Below are 21175 nucleotides of genomic sequence, written 5' to 3'. Positions count from 1 at the left end.
CCGGCCTTCGTTGGTCACCGGGCGCTGGAGGCTAGTCGTCACCTCACCATGTCCTCCCGCATGACACGTGCCGCTCACTCGCCGTGATGGCCCGCGTCGCCCACCGTTCCAGCTTCCCACGCGGATCCGCGCCCGTCGCGGACCCGGGGGACATTGCGCGACAGACTCGTGTTCGCCTGGGATCTGGCCGACTTCGCGCCGTCCGGAAGCCGGGGACCGGGCCACTATACCGATGGATTGTGGCCCGGGTAGAGCGTGCGAGCGGCGGTTCGACACCCACGTCCGATTCCGCTCCGTAGTCGATGAGCAACGTCACTCACCGTACAAGTCTGGACAGCCGTCGGTCAGCCAGCGGCTTACCGCCGGTCTGGCAGGTGGGGCAGTACTGGAGGCTCGAATCGGCGAACGACACCTCCCGGACGGTGTCCCCGCAGACCGGGCAGGGCAGCCCGGTGCGGGCGTGCACCTTCAGCCCGGACCGCTTCTCACCCTTGAGTTCCGCGGCGCGTTGCCCCAGCGAACGGGTCACCGCGTCGCCGAGCACCCGCCGGGTCGCCGCGTGCAGCGTCGCCATCTGGTCGTCACTCAGCCGGTCGGTCAGCGCGAACGGCGACAGCTTCGCGGCGTGCAGGATCTCGTCCGAGTACGCGTTACCGACCCCGGCCAGCACGGACTGGTCGGTGAGCACCCCCTTGACCTGGCCCCGGCGGCTGCGCAGCGCCTCGGCGAAGGCGCTCAGGTCGGCGGCGATCGCGTCCGGCCCGAGCTTGGCCACCCCGGGCACCGTCTGCGGGTCGGTCACCAGGTAGGCGGCGAGCTTCTTCTGCGTACCGGCCTCGGTCAGGTCGAAGCCGGAACCGTCGTCGAGGCGTACCCGGAGGGCGATCGGCCCCTTTCCGGGACGGAGCGGGACGGTCGAGGCGAACGCCTCCCGGTAGTGCAGCCAGCCCGCGCGGGCCAGGTGTACCACCAGGTGCAGGCCGCCGTCGAAGACGACGTCGAGGAACTTGCCGTGTCGCCGGGCGTCGGTCACCGTCCGGCCGACGACCGCGCTCGGCGCCGGATCGTACGTCTTCAGGGCGCTGATCGCGGCGACCTCCAGCCGGTCGACACGCCGGCCCACCGCGCGCTGCCGCAGGTAGCCTGCGAGCGCCTCTACCTCCGGTAGTTCGGGCACAGGTCAACGGTAGCCTTCTTTGCCGTGAGAATCGTGGTGGCGCACAACCGGTACCGGGAAGCCCAGCCGTCCGGCGAGAACACCATCGTCGACGTGGAGATCTCCCAGCTCGCCGCAGCCGGCGTGGAGGTGCTGCCGTTCCTGCGCAGCTCCGACGAGATCCCGTCGATGCCGAAGACGGCGAAGGCACTGCTGCCGATCTCGCCGATCTACGCCCCCCGGGCGCAACAGGAGCTGAGTCGGCTGCTCACCGAGCACCGTCCGGACGTGTTGCACCTGCACAACCCGTACCCGCTGCTCTCGCCCTGGGTGGTGCGGACCGCGCACCGGCACGGGGTGCCGGTGGTGCAGACGGTGCACAACTACCGCCAGGTCTGCTCCTCCGGCCTGTACTTCCGCGACGGGGTGATCTGCCAGGACTGCCGGGGCCGGACGCTGGGCGTACCGGCGGTGGTACACCGCTGCTACCGGGGGTCGCGGGCACAGAGCGCGCTGATGGCGACCACCCTGGCCGTGCACCGGGGCACCTGGAAGTCGGTGGACCGGTTCATCGCGCTGACCAGCGCGGTCGCCGACCACCTGCGTGACTACGGCATCCCGGACGAGCGGATCGTGGTCAAGCCGAACGCCATCCCGGACCCGGGCACCCCCGCGCCGCTGGGCCGGGGCTTCCTCTTCCTCGGTCGGCTCTCCCCCGAGAAGGGGCTCGACCTGCTGCTGGAGGCGTGGCGCCGGCACCCGGACGGCGCACTGGGCCCACTGCGCGTGGCCGGTGACGGCGAACTGCGTCCGCTGGTCGAGGCGGCGGCGGCCGAACGCGCCGACGTCACCTTCCTCGGCCCGCTCGACCGGGCCGGGGTACGCGAGGCGCTGAACGCCAGCGCCGTCGTGCTCGCCACCTCCACCTGGCACGACGTACTCCCCACCGTGATCATCGAGGCGCTGGCCAGCGGGCGGCCGGTGCTCGGCACCGCGCTCGGCGGCATCCCGTACCTCGTCGGCGCCGACACCCCCCGCGAACCTGCCGGCACCGGCCCTGCCGTGGCCGCCTCGGCAGCCGCCCCGCCCAGCCCCGGCGGCCCCGCTGGCCCGGTGGGTCTTGCTGACCCGGTCAGCTCCGGTGGCGTGGGTTCCGTTGACCCGGTCGGGCCTGGTGGATCCGTCGGTCAGGTCGACTCCGCCGGTCGGGCGAGCGCCTTGCCGGCCGGGATCCGGGCCGGAGAGGCCGGATGGGTCGTGCCGCCGGACCCGGCGGCGCTGGCAGCCGCACTGCCGGTGGCCGCCGCCGGAGCCGCCGCCCTGGCCGGGCCCGCCCGCGCCCGCTACGACCGCACCTTCCACCCCGAGGTGGTCACCAAGCGTCTCATCGACGTGTACGCGTCCCTCCGCTGACCCCCGACACCCCCGTCCCCGCGTACCCCACGTGCCTCGCGACGCATGCGCCGCGCCTCGTGCGTCGATCATGGAGTTGTGGCTTCCGACTCATCCAGTCTTGCGCCTTTTGTGAGCGCCACAACTCCATGATCGACGAGTCGAGCCTGCCCAGCGCGGGAGTGGATGGAGTGCTGCCGCGTGCTCATCGACTCCCCTCTACAGCGACCAGCGGAACCTGTCGTGATGAGCGCCCGGTAGGCACTCGATCCGGGATCGAGTGCCTACCGTGGTGCTTCGATGCCACTCGATCCTGGATCGAGCACGATCTTGGGAAGTGGGGCACGCAGGGAGCGGGGGGCGCTAGGGAGCGGGGGGCGCTAGGCACAGTGTCGGGGTGGGCTCGGCACGGGTCCCGGCGCCAGCGGCCCGGCGGCAGCCGTCAGGCGGTCCGTCGGCAGGCAGCGCTAATCCGGGCAGGCTGCGTTAATCGGGGACCCCTGCTATGCACGAGGCGTTAATAAGGTGCCCTTCCTTGCATGCCGGTTAGAGGGAGGCGCGGGCGGAGAAGGCGATGCTGGCGAGCAGGAAGCCGCCGTTCACCACGGTGAAGGCGACCACGACCCAGAAGACGAGCGCCGGAGCGAAGGCCAGCACCAGGGCGGCTACGAAGATCACTGCGCCGTAGTCGCGGACCAGCTTCACCAGGCGGACCGGCAGGCTGGTGGAGGTGACCATGCTGGCGGCGTTCGGGCCGGACTGCATCACCGAGGTCACCAGGTTGACCATCCAGGTGCCCGCGAAGGCCGCCACCAACCACACGGGCGTCGACGGCACCTGCGCCACGGCGGTCGCGGAGAGCGCGGCGACCAGGGCGATCTGGGCCGCCACGTCGCAGAGCACGTCGACCCGGGCCCCGGCCGCGCTGCCCTGACCGGTCACCCGGGCGAGCTGTCCGTCGGCGCAGTCCAGGGCGTACGCGATCTGCCAGCCGAGCAGCGCGAGCAACCCGACCACCCAGGCGGGTACGTCACCGGCGGCGACCGGACCGGCGAGCGCGACCACGGTGACCGAGGTGGCCAGACCGAGTACCAGGTTGGTGATGGTCAGCGCGGTGGGGCGGAGTCCGAGCCGCTGGGCGACCAGCGCGAAGACGGCGCCGATCCACTGGCTCACGGACTCGCTGAACAGACCGCCACCCCGGTTCACCCGGTGGAAGTCGGCGACCGTGGGGTGCGAAGGCTCAGCCAAGGTGCTCACGGAGGGCGTCAACGTAGTCTCCCAGCCGGGTCCGGATGTCGTCAGCGGACAACGCGAGGTGTTCGAGGATGGTGTAGCGGTCCGGTCGGGTACGCGGCGCGAAGGCGACCGCCTCGACGAACTGCTCGTCGGTGAGGCCCAGCTCGTCGGGCCGGACGGCCAGGCCGTGCCGGTGCAGGCAGGTGCTGAGCTGACCGAAGCGTTCCAGGTCGCCCCGGAGGAAGGTGCAGAACAACGCGCCCAGGCCGACCTGTTCGCCGTGCGAGCCGGTGCCCGGGTAGAGGTGGTCGATGGCGTGCGAGATCTCGTGGTCGCCACCGCTCGCCGGGCGGCTGGAGCCGCAGATCGACATGGAGATCCCGCCGAGGATGAGTGCCTCGGCCAGCGTGGTCAGGAAGGCGTCGTCGGTGATCTTGCCGGGATGGTTGACCAGGGCTTCGGCACCGGTCCGGGCGAGCGTCACGGCGAGCCCGTCGATCGGCTCGTCGCGTACCCGGTGGGCCAGTTCCCAGTCGGCGCAGGCGCTCAGGTTGCTCACCGCGTCGCCGATGCCGGCCTGGGTCTGCCGGTCCGGCCCGTTCTCCACGAAGTCGAGGTCGACCAGGACGGCGATCGGGATGTGCACGCCGTACGAGCCCTTGCCGCCCTCGTGGGTCAGCGACGCCACCGGGGAGGCGATGCCGTCGTTGGCGAGGCTCGTCGCCACGGTGACCATCGGAATGGCGTAACGGGTGGCGGCGTACTTGGCGGTGTCGATGGTCTTGCCGCCGCCGATGCCGACGACCGCGTCGTAGTGCCGGCGCCGGAGCTGGTCGCCAAGCTCCTGCGCGGAGTCGACGGTGCCGCCGGTCACCGTGAAGATGTCGGCCGAGCCGAGTGAGGGCCGGCACAGGTCGGCGATCTTCTCGCCCTGTCCGGGGCCGACCACCACCGCGACGTCGCCACCACCGGAGATCCGCCGGTCGGCCAGCAGCACGCCGAGGTTGGCCACCGCCCCTCGGCGGACCTCGATCGACAGCGGTGTGGTGACGGTGCGCGCTAGTAACGGCACGCGATCTCCCGCGCCCGGGCCAGGTCGTCGTGGTTGTCGACCTCCACCCAGGACACGTCACCGATCGGTGCGGCGCGTACCTCGCCACCCCGCTCGGCGAACTCCTGGTATCCGTCCTCGTAGTACAGGTTCGGGTCGCGTCGCCAGGTCGCCTCCAGCGCGTCGGCGAGCGCTCCGGCCACCTGCGGCTCGATCAGCGTCGCGCCGATGTACTCGCCGTACGCGTCGGCCGGGTCCATCAGCTTGGTGATCCGGGTGAGCTGGCCGGCGGCGTCGAAGGTGGTCTTCATCTCCTCCTCCGCCAGCGGCTTGAGGGTGTCGACCGCGAGCAGCACGCCGGGCCCACGCTCGGCCAGCAGCGTCTTCTCGATGCTCACCGGGTGCACGGTGTCGCCGTTGACCAGCAGTACGCCCCGGGCGAACCAGTCGCGGGCCAGCCAGAGCGAGTACGCGTTGTTCCACTCCTCGGCCTTGTCGTTGTGCACGAGGGTGAGCGTCACTCCGTGGCGGCGTTCCAGGTCGGCCTGGCGTTCGCGGACGGTGTCCGCCGCGTAGCCGACCACCACGACGACGTCGGTCAGCCCCACCTCGGCGAGGTTGCGCAGCGCGATGTCGAGGATGGTGATCTCGCCGTCCACCGGGACCAGCGCCTTGGGCAGCGTGTCCGTGTACGGGCGCAGGCGGCGCCCGGCCCCGGCCGCCAGCACCATCCCGACCATGCCGACATCAGTCCCTGTTCTCACGGCGTTCACCGAAGGAGGATAGCGCCGCGCGTCGACCGGCTGTCGGGGGTCAGCCGGGCAGGGCCGCCAGGTCGGCGAGGAAGGTCAGTCGCTCCTCGGCGGTCAGCGCCGTGTACGGGCCGGCTGCCCGCCGGTCGGTCTCCAGCTCGATGGCCTGCCACTGCGCCCCGTCGGTCAGGTCGGCGATGCTCGACGGGGTGTGTCCGGCGGCCGTCCAGGCGTCGGTGTGCGCGTCGGCCCGGTGGTACCGCAGCGTGCCGAGCCGGTTGAGCAGCAACACGCCCGACGGGGTGCCGTCCGGCTCGTACGGTGGGGCGACCGCGTCGAATGCGCCGGGGCTGGGCACCGGCTCGTCGCCTCGGGGCGCCAGGGCAGCCGTCAGCAGCCGCCCGGCGGTCTCGGTCAGCCGCTGCACCCGGTCGTCGTGGCCGGCCCAGAGTTCCTCGGTCACCTCGGCGTGCACCTGGTACAGCTCGGCCAGGAACGCCGTGCCGCGTTCGGTGGCGGTGAGTCCGCCGTCCGGTCGCCGGTGGATCATCCCGTACGCGACGTGCCGGTCCAGCGCCCGTTGACAGGCGATCGGGTCCCGGTACCGGATGATCGCGGCGAATCCGGCACCGTCGACCGTGCCACCGGCAGCCAGGCGGGTCCGCATCTCCACCAGGAAGCTGGTGGCGGGCATGCCGCCGTACCGCTGGCTCAGTTCCGCTCCGCCGCCGTCCTGACCGGCCTGCATCGCCGCGCGGACGACCCGGTCGAGGACGGGGGCGACCAGCGCCACGTACCGGTGCGCGGCGAGCCCGACGCTGTCGCTCACGAACCGGTCGGACCCAGGAGTTCGAAGGCCTGTTCGGCGATCCGCCGGATCAGTCCGTCGTTGACGTCGCGGTCCTCGTCGAGCAGGTCGAGGTCGGCCGGGCCGAGCCAGCGGTACTCGGTGTGCTTGCCGACCTCCAGGACCGGTGCCGTCAGGTCGCCGTCGACCCGGACGAGCCAGTCGCTCTCGATCCGGGCCAGGCCGTCGTCGCCCACGTACCGGTACTCGCCGACCTGCGCGATGATCTCCGAGACCCGCCAGCCGGTCTCCTCGGTGACCTCCCGGCGCAGTGCCTGTTCGACGGTCTCGCCGGGTTCGAGGTGCCCGCCGACGATGTCCCAGCTGTTCGGGAACAGGCGGCGGTGCGGCGAGCGGCGTTGGAAGAAGATGCGCCCGGCGGGGTCGACGATCAGCGCTCCGGCGCAGCGCAGCGGCTCGGTGGACACCTGAAGAACAGTAGCCGCCGGTGCCGAGCTGCGGCGATGTCCGCTCGGGCGGACTTGTCCGCTGGTGTGGACCGGCCGGACCGGGGGTATGGATTCGGTGCGGGCGCGGGCCGAGACGCGCACGCGAGGAGGTCGACATGCGCGGCGCGGACCAGTTGGTCGAGCAGCAGTACGCCATGCTCCTGCGACGGGACGTGGCCAGACTCCCCGACCTGTACGCCCCGGACGGGTACTACGCGATGCCCGGCGTGACGGTCCGGCCGGTGGAGTTGCCCGTCCTGCTGCGTACCTGGACGGGTGCCTTCCCGGACCTGCGGCTCGACGTGCTGGGTTCGGTGCGTACGGCCGGCGGGGCGGCGGTCGAGCAGCGGCTGACCGGCACTCACACCGGTGTGCTGCACACCCCGTTCGGCACGGTGGCCCCCACCGGACGCACCGTCTCCTGGGAGGTGGTGGACATGGTCCGGGTACGCCGGGGCCGCATCGCCGCCTGGCGGTCCTACTTCGACTGGGGACAGTTGATCGCGCTGCTCGGCCTGCACGTGGCCGGACTGTCCCGCCAGCAGGCCCCGGACCGGTCGCTCGCCGACGAGCCCGCCTTCACCGCCGCGCCCCAGGCGGTCGCGGCCTGATCCGTCGTCCGGCCTGACCTGCTACTCGGTCGGTCTGCGCGGGCCGGACGCCCGGTCCGCACCGGTTCACCCGACTCGGTAGCTCAGGATGCGGACATCGCCGTGCCGTACGCGTTCACCCGGCCGCCGCCCGTACGCTGAACAGCCATGACCGCCGAGCAGCTGATCTCCTTTGCCCGTGGCGCCCCCTCTCTGGACATCGTCGATGTCGAAGGGCTCAAGGCCGCCGCCGTCCGTGCGTTCGACGCCGATCCCGCCGGGGTGACCGCGTACGGCACCTCCGTCGGCTACCTGCCGCTGCGCCAGTGGGTCGCGGAGAAGCACGGGGTCACGGCCGAGCAGGTGCTGATCACCAACGGTTCGTTGCAGGCGGACGCCTTCCTCTTCGACCACCTGGTCCGCTCGGGTGACGCGGTGGTGGTGGAGCGGCCGACCTACGACCGGACTCTGCTCAACCTGCAGCAGATGGGTGCCGAGGTGCACGGCGTCACCATCCAGCCGGACGGCCTGGACACCGCCGAGCTGCGCAAGCTGCTGGAGTCCGGGGTGCGGCCGCGCCTGGCGCACGTGATCCCGAACTACCAGAACCCGGCCGGCGTGACGCTCTCCGAGGGCAAGCGGCGTGAGCTGCTCGACCTGGCGGCCGAGTACGGCTTCACCATCTTCGAGGACGACCCGTACGCGGACGTCCGGTTCCGGGGCGAGCCGCTGCCGTCGATGCTGTCGATGGACACCCGGGACGTGGTGGTGCACGCCTCCAGCTTCACCAAGACGGTCTGCCCCGGCGTCCGGGTCGGTTACCTGGTCGGTCCGGCCGACCTGATCGCCGACATCGCGAAGAAGGCCACCAACCTCTACATCTCGCCGGGCATGGTGGCGCAGGCGATCGTGCACCAGTTCTGCGTCTCCGGCGACATCGCCCGGTCCATCGAGACGGTCCGGGCGGCGCTCGGCGAGCGGGCCGGGGCGTTGGCCGAGGCGCTGCGGCGGCACATCCCCGAGGCCCGTTTCGTGGAGCCGGACGGCGGCTACTTCCTCTGGGTCGAGCTGCCCGAGGACGTCCTCGTCGACAAGCTCGCCCCGGCGGCGGCCGAGCGCGGCGTCGCGGTGGTCAAGGGCAGCGACTTCGTGGTGGACGGTGGCCGGCACGCACTCCGCCTGGCGTACTCGGCGGTGACCGCCGACCGCATCGACGAGGGCGTCCGGCGGCTGGCCGAGGCGATGGAGGCCGTTCGGGGGTGAAAATCTGTCGGGTTTCCGACAGAACGGCGATACCGGCGTGCCCGGGACTCCCGCTGTGGCGACTGGCGGCCCACAATGCTGCGAGCGTCCTACACCACATGTAGTGCAGGTCACGCCGGTTCCGGCCGGCGTGACGCCGACGTCGCGGTGCGGCCCGGCCGCCCTCGGTGTGGTGTGACGCGGCCAGCACAACCCCCCGCCCCAACGGCGCCGGGCGGGCCGGATCGCCCCCTCACCCCCCCCGATGCGATCCGGTCCGTCCGGCGCCACCCCTCCGCCGCCGTGCCACCGCCATGATCGGTACGGCGGCGTACCCTGCAAGCCGCAGCCGAGCGCGGACGGGGGGCGTGATGACGGAGCGGATGCAGCGGGAGGGCACTGCCCCCACCGGTCGCGACCAGACCGACCCCCAGCCGGTTCCACCGCCGCTAGCCCGGTCGCCGCGAGCCCGCGCCTGGTCGCCGGTACGCGCGGTGACCCGCCGGCTCAACCCGGACGGGTCCCAGCGGGTGGAGGCCCCGGCGGGTCCCCGGCGGAGTGCGGTGGTCGACTGCGCGCTCTATCTCGACGGGCGACGCCAGGGCGGTGACTGCGGCTACGCCGAGGCGTTCGCCGAGGCGCGGCGAGCCGAGAACGGCTTCGTCTGGCTCGGCCTGCACGAGCCGGAGCTGGCCGAGATGAGCGAGATCGCCGCCACCTACGGGCTGCACGAGCTGGCCGTGGAGGACGCGGTCAAGGCGCACCAGCGGCCCAAGCTGGAGCGCTTCGGCGAGGTCAGCTTCCTGGTGCTGCGCACCGCGCGCTACTGCGAGCACACCGAGCTGACCGAGAAGACCGACGTGGTGGAGACCGGGCAGGTGATGCTCTTCATCGGCCCGCACTTCCTGATCAGCGTCCGCCACGGGGACGCCTGCCGTCTGGCGCCGGTCCGCGAGGAGTTGGAGGCCCGGCGGGAGCTGCTGCTGCACGGTCCCTGGGCGGTCGCGTACGCGATCACCGACCGGGTCGTCGACCTGTATCTGGAGGTCGCCGACCAGCTTGAGGACGACATGGACGTGCTGGAGACGGAGGTCTTCGACCGGCAGGCCAGCGGCCGGATCCAGCGGATCTATCAGATGAAGCGGGAGCTGGTGGAGTTCAAGCGGGCGGTGATGCCGTTGCAGCGGCCGTTGCTCGCGCTCACCGCCCAGATGAACCGCGAGGTGCCCAAGGAGGTCCGCCGCTACTTCCGCGACGTGCAGGACCACCTCAGCCGCACCGTCGAGCAGGTCAACTCGTACGACGACCTGTTGAACTCGATCCTGCAGGCCCGACTGGCCCAGGTGACCGTCGACCAGAACAACGACATGCGCAAGATCGCCGCCTGGGCCGCCATCGCGGCGGTGTGGACGGCGATCGCCGGGATATACGGCATGAACTTCGAGTTCATGCCCGAGTTGAAGATCGTGTACGGCTATCCGGTGGTCCTGGCGTTGATGCTCACCATCTCGCTGACGCTCTACCGGTGGTTCCGCCGTAACGACTGGCTCTGAACCCGCAGCCCGCCCGCCCCGCCGAGGTGGCGGGGCGGAGGCGGGACCGCGAAATCAGGCGCGCCCGTTGGACTTGCTGGGCGCCTTGCTCAGGGCGGTGGTCAGGTCGTCGGCGGGACGACCGCTGGTGGTCCGTGCACCCTCGGCGACCGACGGCACCTTGTCCGTCGGCGTCACCGGGGACGGCTTCGGCGGCGCGGTGGTCGACGCGCTGTCACCGGAGACCACTGCCGAGCTGCCGGCTCCGGTCGACGCCTTCGCGACGCCCGACGGGGCGGCCGTACGCACCTCGATGGTCTCCACCTCCTCGTGCATCGGCTCCAGCGCGGTGGTCGCGTCGTACTCGGTCCACTCCTGCTGTTCGCGGTGACGTCGCAGGGCGATCGCACCGGCCAGCCCGGCCACGACGCCGGCGGCGAGCATCCCGGCCAGCATGGTCCCGCTGCGGCGGGACTTCTTCCGCTTCATCTTCTTCATGTTCTTCGCCTTGACCTTCCTGGCGGCCGCGGCCTGCTTGGCGACGACCTTCTTGCCCGACGCGGCCCGACCGGCGGCCTCGGCCTGTGCGTGGCGCACGGCCAGCGCCAGCGGTGCCATCGCGGCGGCCGTGGTGGCGAGGCCACTCGCGGCACGGTCCCGGACCAGCATCGCGGTCGGTGCCACCGCGTCACGCGCCGTCTGGACGCGCGGGCCGACAGTGGACCCGGCTCCCTTCGCCGCGTGCGTGGCGGCGAGCCTCAGGTGACCGATCCCCTGGTTGAGCTCGGCCCGGGCCAACTGCCCCTCAGTCCTGCGGCGCCCGATTCCAAACACGGTCCCACCTCCTGGGAGTTGCTTCGTCTCATCCTCCACCTTCGGATGCCTCCGCATGTCCAGATCGGGCACATGGGAGGATCCGCAAGGAACTGACCAACGAGTAAGGAGTACCCGTGGCCGAGGCTGTCTACGCCACCTTGCACACCAACGCCGGCCCGATCAGGCTGGAACTCTTCCCGAACCACGCGCCGAAGACGGTGCGTAACTTCGTCGACCTGGCCGAGGGCACGCGTGAGTACACCGACCCGCGGACCGGCAAGCCGGGCAACAGCCCGTACTACGACGGCACCATCTCGCACCGCGTGATCAGCGGCTTCATGGTCCAGATGGGCGACCCGACCGGAACCGGTCGCGGTGGCCCGGGTTACACCTTCGCCGACGAGTTCCACCCGGAGCTGCGGTTCGACCGGCCGTACCTGCTGGCGATGGCGAACGCCGGGCCCGGCACCAACGGTTCGCAGTTCTTCATCACGGTCGCGCCGACCCCGCACCTGAACAACCGGCACACCATCTTCGGTGCGGTGGCCGACGAGCAGTCCGCGAAGGTGATCGACTCGATCGCCAACACGCCGACCGGTCCGAGCGACCGGCCGCTGCAGGACGTGGTCATCGAGCGCGTCGAGATCGAGCGGCAGCCGGCCTGACACCGGCCGCCACAGGTGGTGCCCGCCGCCCGGGCCTGGGCGCGGCGGGCACCGACCGGCCGGACGGTCGCCTGACCCGTCCGATCGGTGGGCCGAGGTACCTTTGCTCGCATGACTGAGCGCTCGGGCACCTGGGGCACCCGGTGAGCGAATCCCCGCCGACCACCCCGGTCTGTTACCGCCATCCGGGCCGGGAGACGTACGTCCGGTGCACCCGGTGCGACCGGTCGATCTGCCCGGACTGCATGAACGAGGCGTCGGTCGGGTTCCAGTGCCCGGAGTGCGTGGCGCAGGGACGTCGGAGCGTACGCCCGGCGCGCACCGCCTTCGGTGGTGGCGAGACCGGTCGGCTCGGGTACGTGACCAAGACGCTGATCGGCATCAACCTCGTGGTGATGCTGATCTCCATCGCCTCGGACCGGGGCGGGGACGCGGCGGCCGGCGGCACCGGTTTCGGCGGTCTGCTCGGCGGGAGCACCCCGTTGACCGAGTGGGGTGCGGTGCTCGGTCGGGCGATGTTCCTCGACGGCAGCATCGGCGGCGTCGCCGAGGGCCAGTGGTATCGCCTGGTCACCGCGATGTTCCTGCACTACGGCGTGGTGCACCTGCTGCTCAACATGTGGGCGCTCTGGGTCCTCGGTCGCTCGCTGGAGGCGGTGCTCGGGCCACTGCGCTTCATCGCGCTCTACTTCATCGCCGGTTTCGGCGGCAACGTCGCCGTGTACGTGTTCAGCGCGCCCAACCAGATGTCGGCCGGTGCCTCGACGGCCATCTTCGGCCTCTTCGCGGCGACCTTCGTGATCATGCGGCGGCTGGGTCGGGACACCTCGGCCATCGTGCCGATCCTGGTGATCAACCTGATCTTCACGTTCACCGTGCCGCAGATCTCGATCGCCGGTCACCTGGGCGGTCTGGTCTTCGGCGCGCTGATGGCGCTGGTGCTGGCGTACGCACCCCGGTCCCACCGGACGCTGGTGCAGGCGACCGGTGGCGCGTTCTTGCTGGTGGTGCTGCTGGTGCTGGCCCTGTTCCGCACCTTCACCCTGCTCGGCTGAGGGGTCAGGCGGTCGTCGGGCGGGCGGCCCGCAGAGCGTCGGCCACCTCGTCGGGGTCGGCGTCGAGGTCCTGCCGGGTGAACAGGTGCAGCGACTCGCCGGCATCGATCTCCAACACCGGCCCGCTCCCCCCGCGCCCGGCTCGGCGGTTCACCTCGATGGTCTCGATCGTCGACCAGGGCAGGTGCCGTCGCGCGGTCCACCACCCCGTCGGCACGGTGACGCCGTCCGGTGCGACGGCGAGACGGACCGGTGCGACCAGGTCCCGTACGCCCCAGGCGGCGAGGGCCGCGCCGGCCAGCACGCCGAGTGCCGGCCGGAGCAGGTCACCGTCGGCGAGCAGCAGTCCCAGGGCCAGTACGCCGACCGCGCCGGCCAGCTTGAGGATCGGCAGGGCGGGGCGTACCCGCCACTGGCGGGCGACCGTCTCGAACGTCACCCGACCAGCATGCCAGCGCGGCGGGTGACCGGCATGCCGGTGCCCACGGGCGGCGACGTCGCCGGGACGGCGGCGTAGGATCGGGAGCAGCCCAAGTTACCGGGGAGTAGACATGAGTGACGCGGTTATCGTCGGCGCGGTGCGTACCCCGGTCGGGCGGCGCAAGGGCAGCCTGGCCACGGTGCACCCGGTGGACCTGTCGGCACACGTGCTGCGCGCCCTCGCCGAACGCACCGGCATCGACCCGACGCTCGTCGACGACGTGGTCTGGGGCTGCGTCTCCCAGGTCGGCGAGCAGTCGTGGAACGTCGCGCGCAACGCCGTGCTCGCGGCCGGCTGGCCCGAGTCGGTGCCCGGCACCACGGTGGACCGGCAGTGCGGCTCCAGCCAGCAGGCCCTGCACTTCGCCGCCGCCACCGTGCTCTCCGGGCAGGCCGACCTGGTGGTGGCCGGCGGTGTCGAGTCGATGACCCGGGTCCCGATGGGGTCCAGCGCGGCGGGCGGACTGCCGTTCAGCGGCCAGATCCTGGCCCGCTACCAAGGCGTCGAAGGGGTCGCGGAGGACTCGGCGCTGCCGTTCAACCAGGGCGTCGGTGCGGAGCTGATCGCCCGCCGCTGGCGGTTGTCCCGGACCCAGCTCGACGAGTTCGCGTTGGCCAGCCACGAGAAGGCCGCCGCCGCCCAGGACGCCGGGGCGTTCGAGGCCGAGCTGGCCCCGGTGCCGCTGGCCGACGGCGGTAAGTTCACCGCGGACGAGGGCATCCGCCGGAACACCTCGCTGGAGAAGCTCGGCGAACTGGCCACCCCGTTCCACCCGGAGGGCGTGGTCACCGCCGGCTCGGCCTCGCAGATCTCCGACGGCGCGGCGGCGCTCGCCGTCACCACCAGCGAGTGGGCCAGCCGGCACGGCCTGCGTCCGCTGGCCCGGGTGCACACCGCCGTGGTCGCCGCCGACGACCCGGTCACCATGCTCACCGCGCCGATCCCGGCCACCGCGAAGGCGCTGCGCCGCGCGGGGCTGGGCATCGAGGAGATCGGGGTGTACGAGGTGAACGAGGCGTTCGCCCCGGTGCCGCTGGCCTGGTTGGCGGAGACCGAGGCGGACCCGGAGCGGCTCAACCCGCGGGGTGGTGCCATCGCGTTGGGGCATCCGCTCGGCGGGTCCGGTGCCCGGATCATGACGACGATGCTCGCCCACATGCGCGACAACGGGGTGCGTTACGGCCTCCAGACCATGTGCGAGGGCGGCGGGATGGCCAACGCCACCATCGTCGAGCTGCTCTGACCCGTACGCCGTAAACCCGTCGCGGGCCGACTCCGGCGGAGGTTAGCGTGCCCTCGTGACCGCCGCGACCGCATCGCACACCGACTGGGACGACCGCACGTGGCGCGCCGCCGCGTGGGAATGGGTGGCCGAGGCGCTCGCCGGCACCGGGCAGCGGATCACCGGCCCGGTCGAGCCGCGCGTCCGGCCGTGGGCGTTGATCTGGCGGGTGCCGACCGACGCCGGTGACGTGTGGTTCAAGGCGAACGCGGCGGGGACCGGCTTCGAGACGGCACTGTCCGCCGCGCTGGCCCGGCTGGCGCCCGGACGGGTGCTCGACCCGATCGCGGTGGACACCCGGCGGCGCTGGGCGCTGTGGCCGCACGGCGGCGCGACGCTACGTGAGGCGCTGGCCGGCGCGCCGGACCCGGCCCGGTGGGAACGGATCCTGCCCGAGTACGCCGAGCTGCAACGGGCCACCGCCGCGCACGTCGACGAACTGCTCGCCCTCGGCGTACCCGATCATCGGCCGGCGGCGTTGCCGGCGCATCTCACGGAGTTGCTCGACGACGACGCGGCTCTGCTGCTGGACACCCCGGACGGGCTCACCACCGAGGCGCGTGACCGGTTGCGGTCCCTGCTGCCGGAGTACGCGCAGCGGTGCCGGTTGCTGGCCGACGGCCTGATCGGGCCCACTGTCCAGCACGACGACCTGCACGACGGGAACGTCTTCGCGACCGGCGACGGCCACCGGTTCTTCGACTGGGGTGACGCGTCGGTGGCGCACCCGTTCGGCACGCTGCTGGTGACGCTGCGATCGGTCGCGTACGTCAGCGGTCTCGACGCCGGGGACCCGGCGCTGGATCGGCTGCGCGACGCGTACCTGGAGCCGTGGACGGATCGCGGTGACCGGTCGACCCTGCTCCGGCTCGCCGAGGTCGCGGCCGGGGTGACGATGGTCAGCCGGGCGCTGTCCTGGCGTCGGGCGCTGGACACCACCGACCCGAGGCGCGCCGAGTTCGCCGCCAGCGTGCCCGGCTGGCTGGACGAACTGCTGGTCACCGAGTTCGCCTGAGCCGGTCACGGGACGCCCGCCGAGGGGCTCGGCGGGGCTGCAAGACGTAACGTGGAATTTGCAAAAAGCATGTCCGTGAGCCACGTCACCCAGCGAACATCGTCGTTGGGCACGTCATGGACGTCTTCTCCCGAACGTTCCTCCCGGCCGCCTCCGAGGCCGGCCTGGCGGTGCAGACCGCCACGCGCCACATGCCGGTGTTCCGTCGCTGTGTGGGTTCCGGCGACGCCACCATCCTGGTCACCCGGTGCAGCCGACCCGATCGGCCGATGTCCGGGGACTACCTTCTCCTACTCACCCACCGGCGGCTGGTGGTGACCCGGCAGACGCCGGTGCTGCACCGCCTGCGGCTGCACCTCAACGCCGAACTGCGCGAGCTGAGCCACGTCACCTGGAGCCCCGACCCACGGCTGCACTCGGTGGAGCTGGCCGCCACCGCGATCGACGGGATCCGTGAGCGGTTCCTGGTCCGCACCCAGTTCCCGAAGCAGGTGTGGCAGCTCGACGCGCTGCTCAACCACGCCTTCCGCACCCGGGTGCGCAGTGCGCTGCCCCGGGTCGTGGCCACCGTCGCCGAGACGCCCGCCGCCGTCCGGCCGGCCACGCTGCATCCCGCCGTCGCCCGCTGACGCCCGACGGTCCGCTGCTGCGGTGCCGGCCACCGTTCGACGCCGCCCCGGTACCGGCGTGCCGGTCACGAGCGGGGAGCGGCCGTCCGTCGACGGCCGCTCCCTCGTCACCGGTGCGGGATCAGTAGACCCGCGATCCGATGAAGTCGTCGCGGCCGTACCCGACGGGGTTGGCGAACGACCGCGACTCGAACGACCACTGCTGCCGTGAACTGCTCGAACAGGTGGCCAGCCGCAGTCGGGGCGTACCCAGCAGCGGATTGTCGAAGGCCAGGCAGAGGTTGGTGTTGCCGGCGGCCCGGAGTTGGTTGCCGGCGAGCACGAACCGCTGGTTGACGCCGCCGTGGCAGTCGTGGACGTTCACCGTCGTGCCCGAGCTCAGGGTGCCACCCGAGACGTCCAGGCAGCGGTCGTGGGACAGCTCGGAGTGCAGCGACTGCCGGGCCTGGTCGTACCAGAAGCCCTGGTTGCGTCCGCCGTGGCAGCGGTACGACTGCTGTGCGGTGCCGTTGCGGGAGTCGTAGCCCTTGCCGTCGACGCAGGTGCCGGTGGCCGCGTTGCGGAGCTGCCGGAACTCCATCAGCCCGGACTGGAGCACGCCGTTGCCGGTGCTGGCCGGGTCGACGCAGGTGCCCCGTTCCTGGCCGGCGGCATAGAACTGCGTGATGCACTGGGCGAACATGCCGTGGCCCCGGTAGTTGGGGTGGAAGGACTGGCGGGCCGCGTTCTCGTCCCAGACGCCGAGTTCGATGTAGAGACCCCGGACGGAGGTGCTGTCGGTGCACACCTCGTGCCCGTGGAAGAGGCGGCTCGCGTCGAGATAGCGGGTGCCGGTGTTGGCGGCGGCGGCCCGGAGCGCCGACTCGAACATCGGTACCGCCTTGTTCCGGGCGAACGCGGCGTCGGCCAGATAGAGCAGGCAGCCGCCCGCGTACCAGCCCGGGAAGTTCGGGTTGTCCTCGACGTCGGGGCTGGCCGGGCTGGAGTACGACATCAGCACCAGCTCGTAGTCGGAACGCAGGTAGCCGGCCCCGGTCATGGTCCGGCGGATGTCGGTCAACGCCTCCTCGACGGCGCGCCGGCTGCCGTCGGTGCGGACGGTCCACTGATCGGTGTACGTCGGCCAGCAGGGGCCCTGGAACAGCACCCGGCGCAGCGCGCAGTCGGTGGCGACCGGGCCGAACTGGATCGTGCCGTCGCCGTTGGCCCCGGCCACCACCCAGATCAGCTTGATGTTCGTGTTGCGGGCCTTGATCGCCAGGTGGTCACCCTGGTTCAGCTCGTTGTGCTGGGTCGGGCCGCCGGCCACCAGGTTCCACGGAGTGGCACCCGAGCAGGCGATGTTGTACCGCTCGTCGGCGGTGATGCCGGTCCGGAACACCGCCTGGTCGTAGGAGCGGTCACACCAGTTGCCCGGCTGGTGGGTGCCGGGCACGTAGTTGCCCACCCCTTCGCCGGAAATCTGGCTGTCGCCCATGGTGAGCAGGGCGGTACGCCGTTGGTCGAGTGGGCGGACGGCGGCGGAGCCGTAGAGCGCGGTGGCCTCGGCGGCGCGGATGGTCTCCAGGTGGGCGGGGAGCGGCTGGACGGTGGGACGGTCGGCCGCCGCGGCGGGGGTCGCGGTGGCGAGCATCGGCAGGACGAGAGCGGTGGCGAGGACGGCGGCCTGGACGAGCCGCCGTCGATGCGTCCGGTCACGCCTGGCAGGGGTACCAGACATCGACGCACTCCTTCCGGGTCGATCGCGGGACGTCGATCGAGTTACCGGACGGTAGCGCCTGCCGCGTACCTATGTGAATGCCTCTCGGAATACTTGCGCGCAGCGTCGAACCGGGCCAATGGGGCAGGTCGTGGCCGGTCGGGCAGTGTCGCCCGAGGTCGGCGGCGTGCCGCTCAGCGGTCCGTCGGCACCGCGTAACCCACGTACTCCCGGAACTCGAAGCGCCAGCCGGGCGGCACGAGATCGGCGCAGAGCCGGCGGCTGCCGGTGCAGACGATCGCGTCCATCGCCGCCGGGTCGGCCGCCGGGCGGTCATCCAGCACCGACTGGAGCGCGAGCAACTCCGGTGCTCCGCCGTCGGCGTCCCGCAACAGCAGCCACCAGGGGTACTCCCAGTCGTCGTTGCGCTGGGACAGCCCGATCCGACGGGCGTCGGCGGCGCGCACCGCATCGGCCGCCCAGCGGTACTCCTCGGCCCAGTGCGGACGTCGCAGGAAGCGGCTCTCCCAGTCGGAGGTGGTGAAGACCGACCCCTCGCCGACCAGCCGGCGCGGAAAGCCGTACGACACCGCGAGCACACCGGCCAGCGCGCAGGTGGCCAGCACCGTCACCGCGAGCGTCGCGGCGATCGGCCGCCGGGCGCTCCGCCCGTCACCGGCGCTCCGCCCGTCACCGGCGTTGCGGTGTGCTCGCCGCAGCACGGCGTCGAGCCAGAGCCCGGCCAGCGGCACCGAGGCGGCCAGGGCGTAGAGGATCAGCCGGTTGCCCCAGGGCTGCCACTTGATCGTCGCGGTATGCAGCACCACCGCGACCACCACCACCAGTGCGTACGCGCGCAGCGCCCCGGCCGTCTCCGGGCTGATCCGCGCCGGACGGCGCAGTGCCGCCACGGCACCGATCAGCACCAGCGCGCCGGCCAGCGGGAAGGCCACCCGGTCCTCGTCCGGATACCAGGACGGCACCGGGAAGACCTCCCGCCCGAACGTGATAGCCCGGTCCTGCGGGTCCACCCCGATCAGGTCGGCCACGCCGATGATCACCGCAGCGGAGGCGTCCCGGAGCGGGGCCAGCGGCGTGTCCAGCGCGGTGTGTCCGATACGGAGCGCGTTCACCACCACCGACAGCGGGTCGTGCCGTTCCATCGGCACCGACTCGCGCAGCCGCTCCGGCCCGAGCGGATGGCCGAACTCGGCGTACACCCGGCCCAGGAAGGGGCCGACCACGGTGACGGCGACCAGCAGGATCAGCGCCGAGGCGCCGACCGTCCGGGCGGTCGGGGCGGCCGGGAGTCGACGCTCCACGCCCGGCCGGTCACGGTACGCCAGGCGGAGCTGGCCCAGTCCCCAGAGCACCAGCAGCGGGCCGACCGCGAGCAGGCCACTGGTCTTGGTCACGGCGGTCAGTCCGGTGGCCGCCCCGAGCGCGAGCAACTCACCGAAGCCGGCGCGGTGACGCAGCCCGTCCAGTGCGAGCGTGGCCGTGCACACCACCCATGCGGCGCAGACCAGGTCGGTCTGGGTGCTGGTCGCCTGGAGCGTCACCATCGGCGTGGTGGCCAGGACGAAGACGGTGAGCAACTGGGCCCGGCGGGCGCCGCCGAGCTGCGCGGTCACCCGGGCGACCGCGATCAGGCAGAGCACCCCGGCGGCCCACTGCACCAGGTGGTGAAGCGCGTCGCCACCGGTGAAGAGGCGCAGGTGCAGCAGCAGGTACTCGGCACCCGGCGGGATGGTGACCTGCCGGTGGATCGCGGTCGCCCAGAGCGACAGGTCGCCCTGCGCCACCCAACGCTCCACCTTGGGCAAGTGGTAGGTCTGCGAGTCGAAGTTGTTCGGCGCGGCCAGCAGGGCGATCAGCAGCTCGACCAGGACCAGCCCGGCGACCGTGCCGGCCAGCAACCGCTCGCCGCGACTCGCCGTACGCCAGAAATCGGTGACCGACGCCCGCCAGCCCACCTCCGTCGCCGGGTCCTCCGGGCCGGACACGGTCGCCGGGTCGACGGTGGCGATCGTGCCGATCGCGGTCGAGGTCGGGGTCGGGGTCTCCGACGCTCCGGCGAGGACACTCGCCGAGGACGACGCGGCCGGACGCCCACCGACCGACCCGCTCGCGCCCTCGGAGACAGGCCGATCCGCCACCCGGCCGGTCGTGGTGGCCGCCCGCCGTCGCGCGGCGGCGACCCCGGCACCCGCGAGGAAGAGGAGCCACGCCGCCCCGAACGCGGGCGCGGCCAGCATCCCCAGTGCACCCAGCACCTCGACGGTCAGCACCGCGAAGGCGCCGACGGCGAGACTCGCTCGGATCACCGCAAGCCGTCGTGGCGCGGTGTGGCGTACGGACCGTGGCCGCAGCGCCACCGACAGCAGGACGACGGCGGCGACGGGGGCGAGGACGAACGGGAAGCCGGCGGCCGACATGGCCGGAAGTAAACACCATCGGACTGAGTGCCCGTTGGTCGATCTCCTGAGGCGGTCGCCACCACAGGACCGACCTGCCGGGGCTACGCTATGGCCGACATACTGCCGCCCTCGTGGAGATTCCCGTGAAGCTGTCGATCCTCATGCCGGTCTACAACGAGGAGGAACGCATCGCGGACGCCCTCAAGCAGGCGTTGGCGGTCGAGTACCCGTGTGAGATCGAACTCGTGGTGGTCGATGACGGCAGCCGCGACGGCACCGGGGAGATCCTGGGCCGGGCCGACGACGCGCGTCTGCGCGTGATCACGCACCAGCGCAACGCGGGCAAGGGCGCGGCCATCCGGACGGCGGTCGCCAGCGCCGAGGGTGAGTACATGGTCATCCTCGACGCGGACCTGGAGTACGACCCGCAGGACATCCCCAAGCTGCTCGCCCCGGTGCTCGACGGCCGGGCGACCGTGGTCTACGGAAATCGGACCTTCGGCAGCCACAGCGCCTACAGCTTCTGGTACGTGATGGGCAACAAGGGCGTCACCATGGCGGCCAACGTGATGTTCAACTCCTACATCGGCGACCTGGAGACCTGCTTCAAGCTGATGCCGGTGGCGCTCTACCGCTCGCTGGACGTGCGTTCCCGGGGCTTCGGCATGGAGGCCGAGGTGACCGGCAAACTGCTGCGCCGCCGGATCCGGCCGTACGAGGTGCCGATCAGTTACCGGGCCCGGGGCCGCGAGGAGGGCAAGAAGATCACCTGGCGGGACGGTGTCGAGGCGATCTGGATCCTCGGCCGTGAGCGGACCCGCCGTCGCCCCGGGAGCGGCTCCGCCGCCTGACGCGGCAGCCGG

General features: G+C 71.9%; 20 protein-coding genes. 10 read left to right on the top strand and 10 right to left on the bottom strand.

Annotation, left to right across the window (positions count from 1 at the left end; translation table 11 throughout):
• Positions 1 to 316: 316 nt before the first annotated feature.
• Positions 317 to 1177: an Fpg/Nei family DNA glycosylase gene (locus HUT12_RS31600; protein WP_131054756.1), complete on the bottom strand. Its 861-nt coding sequence runs from the start codon at positions 1175 to 1177 to the stop codon at positions 317 to 319.
• A gap of 24 nt (positions 1178 to 1201) precedes the next feature.
• Here HUT12_RS31600 and HUT12_RS31595 point away from each other — a divergent pair, with 24 nt between their 5' ends.
• Positions 1202 to 2569 carry a glycosyltransferase family 4 protein gene (locus HUT12_RS31595; protein WP_176095559.1) on the top strand — a complete coding sequence of 456 codons (1368 nt, stop codon included), beginning with the start codon at positions 1202 to 1204 and terminating at the stop codon, positions 2567 to 2569.
• Positions 2570 to 3094: 525 nt separating this feature from the next.
• Here the strand turns inward: HUT12_RS31595 and HUT12_RS31590 are convergent.
• From HUT12_RS31590 to HUT12_RS31570, 5 genes are all read right to left on the bottom strand, one after another.
• Positions 3095 to 3808 carry a CDP-alcohol phosphatidyltransferase family protein gene (locus tag HUT12_RS31590; protein ID WP_176095558.1) on the bottom strand — a complete coding sequence of 238 codons (714 nt, stop codon included), beginning with the start codon at positions 3806 to 3808 and terminating at the stop codon, positions 3095 to 3097.
• Positions 3792 to 4859, bottom strand: coding sequence for an iron-containing alcohol dehydrogenase family protein (locus HUT12_RS31585; protein ID WP_176095557.1), 1068 nt, complete (start codon positions 4857 to 4859; stop codon positions 3792 to 3794). Before HUT12_RS31585 ends, HUT12_RS31590 begins: the two co-directional genes overlap by 17 nt.
• On the bottom strand, positions 4847 to 5578 hold the full coding sequence (locus HUT12_RS31580) for a sugar phosphate nucleotidyltransferase (protein WP_131052363.1): 732 nt from the start codon (positions 5576 to 5578) through the stop codon (positions 4847 to 4849). Before HUT12_RS31580 ends, HUT12_RS31585 begins: the two co-directional genes overlap by 13 nt.
• Positions 5579 to 5651: 73 nt before the next feature.
• A complete protein-coding gene (locus HUT12_RS31575) occupies positions 5652 to 6419 on the bottom strand; it encodes a hypothetical protein (protein ID WP_176095556.1) in 768 nt (255 codons plus the stop codon).
• A complete protein-coding gene (locus HUT12_RS31570) occupies positions 6416 to 6865 on the bottom strand; it encodes an NUDIX domain-containing protein (RefSeq protein WP_176095555.1) in 450 nt (149 codons plus the stop codon). Before HUT12_RS31570 ends, HUT12_RS31575 begins: the two co-directional genes overlap by 4 nt.
• A 137-nt stretch (positions 6866 to 7002) precedes the next feature.
• Here HUT12_RS31570 and HUT12_RS31565 point away from each other — a divergent pair, with 137 nt between their 5' ends.
• The 3 genes from HUT12_RS31565 (at position 7003) to corA (ending at position 10271) form a co-directional block, all read left to right on the top strand.
• A complete protein-coding gene (locus tag HUT12_RS31565) occupies positions 7003 to 7497 on the top strand; it encodes an ester cyclase (protein WP_176095554.1) in 495 nt (164 codons plus the stop codon).
• Positions 7498 to 7644: 147 nt separating this feature from the next.
• Positions 7645 to 8739 carry a PLP-dependent aminotransferase family protein gene (locus HUT12_RS31560; protein WP_131052347.1) on the top strand — a complete coding sequence of 365 codons (1095 nt, stop codon included), beginning with the start codon at positions 7645 to 7647 and terminating at the stop codon, positions 8737 to 8739.
• A 350-nt stretch (positions 8740 to 9089) separates the two neighbouring features.
• The gene (gene corA, locus HUT12_RS31555; protein ID WP_131052348.1) at positions 9090 to 10271 is read left to right on the top strand and encodes a magnesium/cobalt transporter CorA; all 1182 of its coding nucleotides are present in this window, start codon (positions 9090 to 9092) and stop codon (positions 10269 to 10271) included.
• 54 nt (positions 10272 to 10325) lie between these two features.
• Here the strand turns inward: corA and HUT12_RS31550 are convergent, their stop codons facing one another.
• Complete coding sequence (locus HUT12_RS31550) at positions 10326 to 11141, bottom strand: hypothetical protein (RefSeq protein ID WP_131052349.1); 816 nt, start codon at positions 11139 to 11141, stop codon at positions 10326 to 10328.
• A 59-nt stretch (positions 11142 to 11200) separates the two neighbouring features.
• Between HUT12_RS31550 and HUT12_RS31545 the strand changes: the two genes are divergently transcribed.
• The gene (locus tag HUT12_RS31545; protein ID WP_131052350.1) at positions 11201 to 11731 is read left to right on the top strand and encodes a peptidylprolyl isomerase; all 531 of its coding nucleotides are present in this window, start codon (positions 11201 to 11203) and stop codon (positions 11729 to 11731) included.
• A gap of 143 nt (positions 11732 to 11874) precedes the next feature.
• Positions 11875 to 12786 (top strand): rhomboid family intramembrane serine protease, encoded by a 912-nt coding sequence (locus HUT12_RS31540; RefSeq protein ID WP_131052351.1) that lies wholly within the window; start codon positions 11875 to 11877, stop codon positions 12784 to 12786.
• 4 nt (positions 12787 to 12790) lie between these two features.
• On the opposite strand, the gene HUT12_RS31535 is transcribed toward HUT12_RS31540, so the two are convergent.
• A complete protein-coding gene (locus tag HUT12_RS31535) occupies positions 12791 to 13225 on the bottom strand; it encodes a PH domain-containing protein (RefSeq protein ID WP_131052352.1) in 435 nt (144 codons plus the stop codon).
• 112 nt (positions 13226 to 13337) lie between these two features.
• On the opposite strand from HUT12_RS31535, the gene HUT12_RS31530 reads away from it, so the two are divergent.
• The 3 genes from HUT12_RS31530 (at position 13338) to HUT12_RS31520 (ending at position 16193) form a co-directional block, all read left to right on the top strand.
• The gene (locus HUT12_RS31530; RefSeq protein ID WP_131052353.1) at positions 13338 to 14510 is read left to right on the top strand and encodes an acetyl-CoA C-acyltransferase; all 1173 of its coding nucleotides are present in this window, start codon (positions 13338 to 13340) and stop codon (positions 14508 to 14510) included.
• 55 nt (positions 14511 to 14565) lie between these two features.
• Positions 14566 to 15564: a phosphotransferase gene (locus HUT12_RS31525; RefSeq protein WP_176095553.1), complete on the top strand. Its 999-nt coding sequence runs from the start codon at positions 14566 to 14568 to the stop codon at positions 15562 to 15564.
• A 116-nt stretch (positions 15565 to 15680) separates the two neighbouring features.
• Positions 15681 to 16193: a hypothetical protein gene (locus tag HUT12_RS31520; RefSeq protein WP_176095552.1), complete on the top strand. Its 513-nt coding sequence runs from the start codon at positions 15681 to 15683 to the stop codon at positions 16191 to 16193.
• A gap of 121 nt (positions 16194 to 16314) precedes the next feature.
• On the opposite strand, the gene HUT12_RS31515 is transcribed toward HUT12_RS31520, so the two are convergent.
• Together HUT12_RS31515 and HUT12_RS31510 are read right to left on the bottom strand one after the other, a co-directional pair.
• The gene (locus HUT12_RS31515) at positions 16315 to 17913 is read right to left on the bottom strand and encodes a ricin-type beta-trefoil lectin domain protein (protein ID WP_176095551.1); all 1599 of its coding nucleotides are present in this window, start codon (positions 17911 to 17913) and stop codon (positions 16315 to 16317) included.
• A 173-nt stretch (positions 17914 to 18086) separates the two neighbouring features.
• A complete protein-coding gene (locus tag HUT12_RS31510) occupies positions 18087 to 20330 on the bottom strand; it encodes a glycosyltransferase family 39 protein (RefSeq protein ID WP_176095550.1) in 2244 nt (747 codons plus the stop codon).
• A 125-nt stretch (positions 20331 to 20455) separates the two neighbouring features.
• On the opposite strand from HUT12_RS31510, the gene HUT12_RS31505 reads away from it, so the two are divergent.
• Positions 20456 to 21163 carry a glycosyltransferase family 2 protein gene (locus HUT12_RS31505; protein WP_131052358.1) on the top strand — a complete coding sequence of 236 codons (708 nt, stop codon included), beginning with the start codon at positions 20456 to 20458 and terminating at the stop codon, positions 21161 to 21163.
• Positions 21164 to 21175: the final 12 nt, after the last annotated feature.

This window comes from Verrucosispora sp. NA02020 (assembly GCF_013364215.1).
GTDB lineage: Bacteria > Actinomycetota > Actinomycetes > Mycobacteriales > Micromonosporaceae > Micromonospora.
The sequence above is the reverse complement of the archived record's forward strand: the minus strand, read 5'-3'. Positions and strand labels throughout refer to the sequence as shown.

Excerpts from the sequence above, each read along its gene's own strand:
- HUT12_RS31580 (WP_131052363.1), bottom strand. The coding sequence starts at position 5,578 with ATGGTCGGGATGGTGCTGGCGGCCGGGGCCGGGCGCCGCCTGCGCCCG.
- HUT12_RS31565 (WP_176095554.1), top strand. The coding sequence starts at position 7,003 with ATGCGCGGCGCGGACCAGTTGGTCGAGCAGCAGTACGCCATGCTCCTG.
- HUT12_RS31560 (WP_131052347.1), top strand. The coding sequence starts at position 7,645 with ATGACCGCCGAGCAGCTGATCTCCTTTGCCCGTGGCGCCCCCTCTCTG.
- corA (WP_131052348.1), top strand. The coding sequence starts at position 9,090 with ATGACGGAGCGGATGCAGCGGGAGGGCACTGCCCCCACCGGTCGCGAC.
- HUT12_RS31550 (WP_131052349.1), bottom strand. The coding sequence starts at position 11,141 with ATGCGGAGGCATCCGAAGGTGGAGGATGAGACGAAGCAACTCCCAGGA.
- HUT12_RS31530 (WP_131052353.1), top strand. The coding sequence starts at position 13,338 with ATGAGTGACGCGGTTATCGTCGGCGCGGTGCGTACCCCGGTCGGGCGG.
- HUT12_RS31520 (WP_176095552.1), top strand. The coding sequence starts at position 15,681 with ATGGACGTCTTCTCCCGAACGTTCCTCCCGGCCGCCTCCGAGGCCGGC.
- HUT12_RS31515 (WP_176095551.1), bottom strand. The coding sequence starts at position 17,913 with ATGTCTGGTACCCCTGCCAGGCGTGACCGGACGCATCGACGGCGGCTC.
- HUT12_RS31510 (WP_176095550.1), bottom strand. The coding sequence starts at position 20,330 with ATGTCGGCCGCCGGCTTCCCGTTCGTCCTCGCCCCCGTCGCCGCCGTC.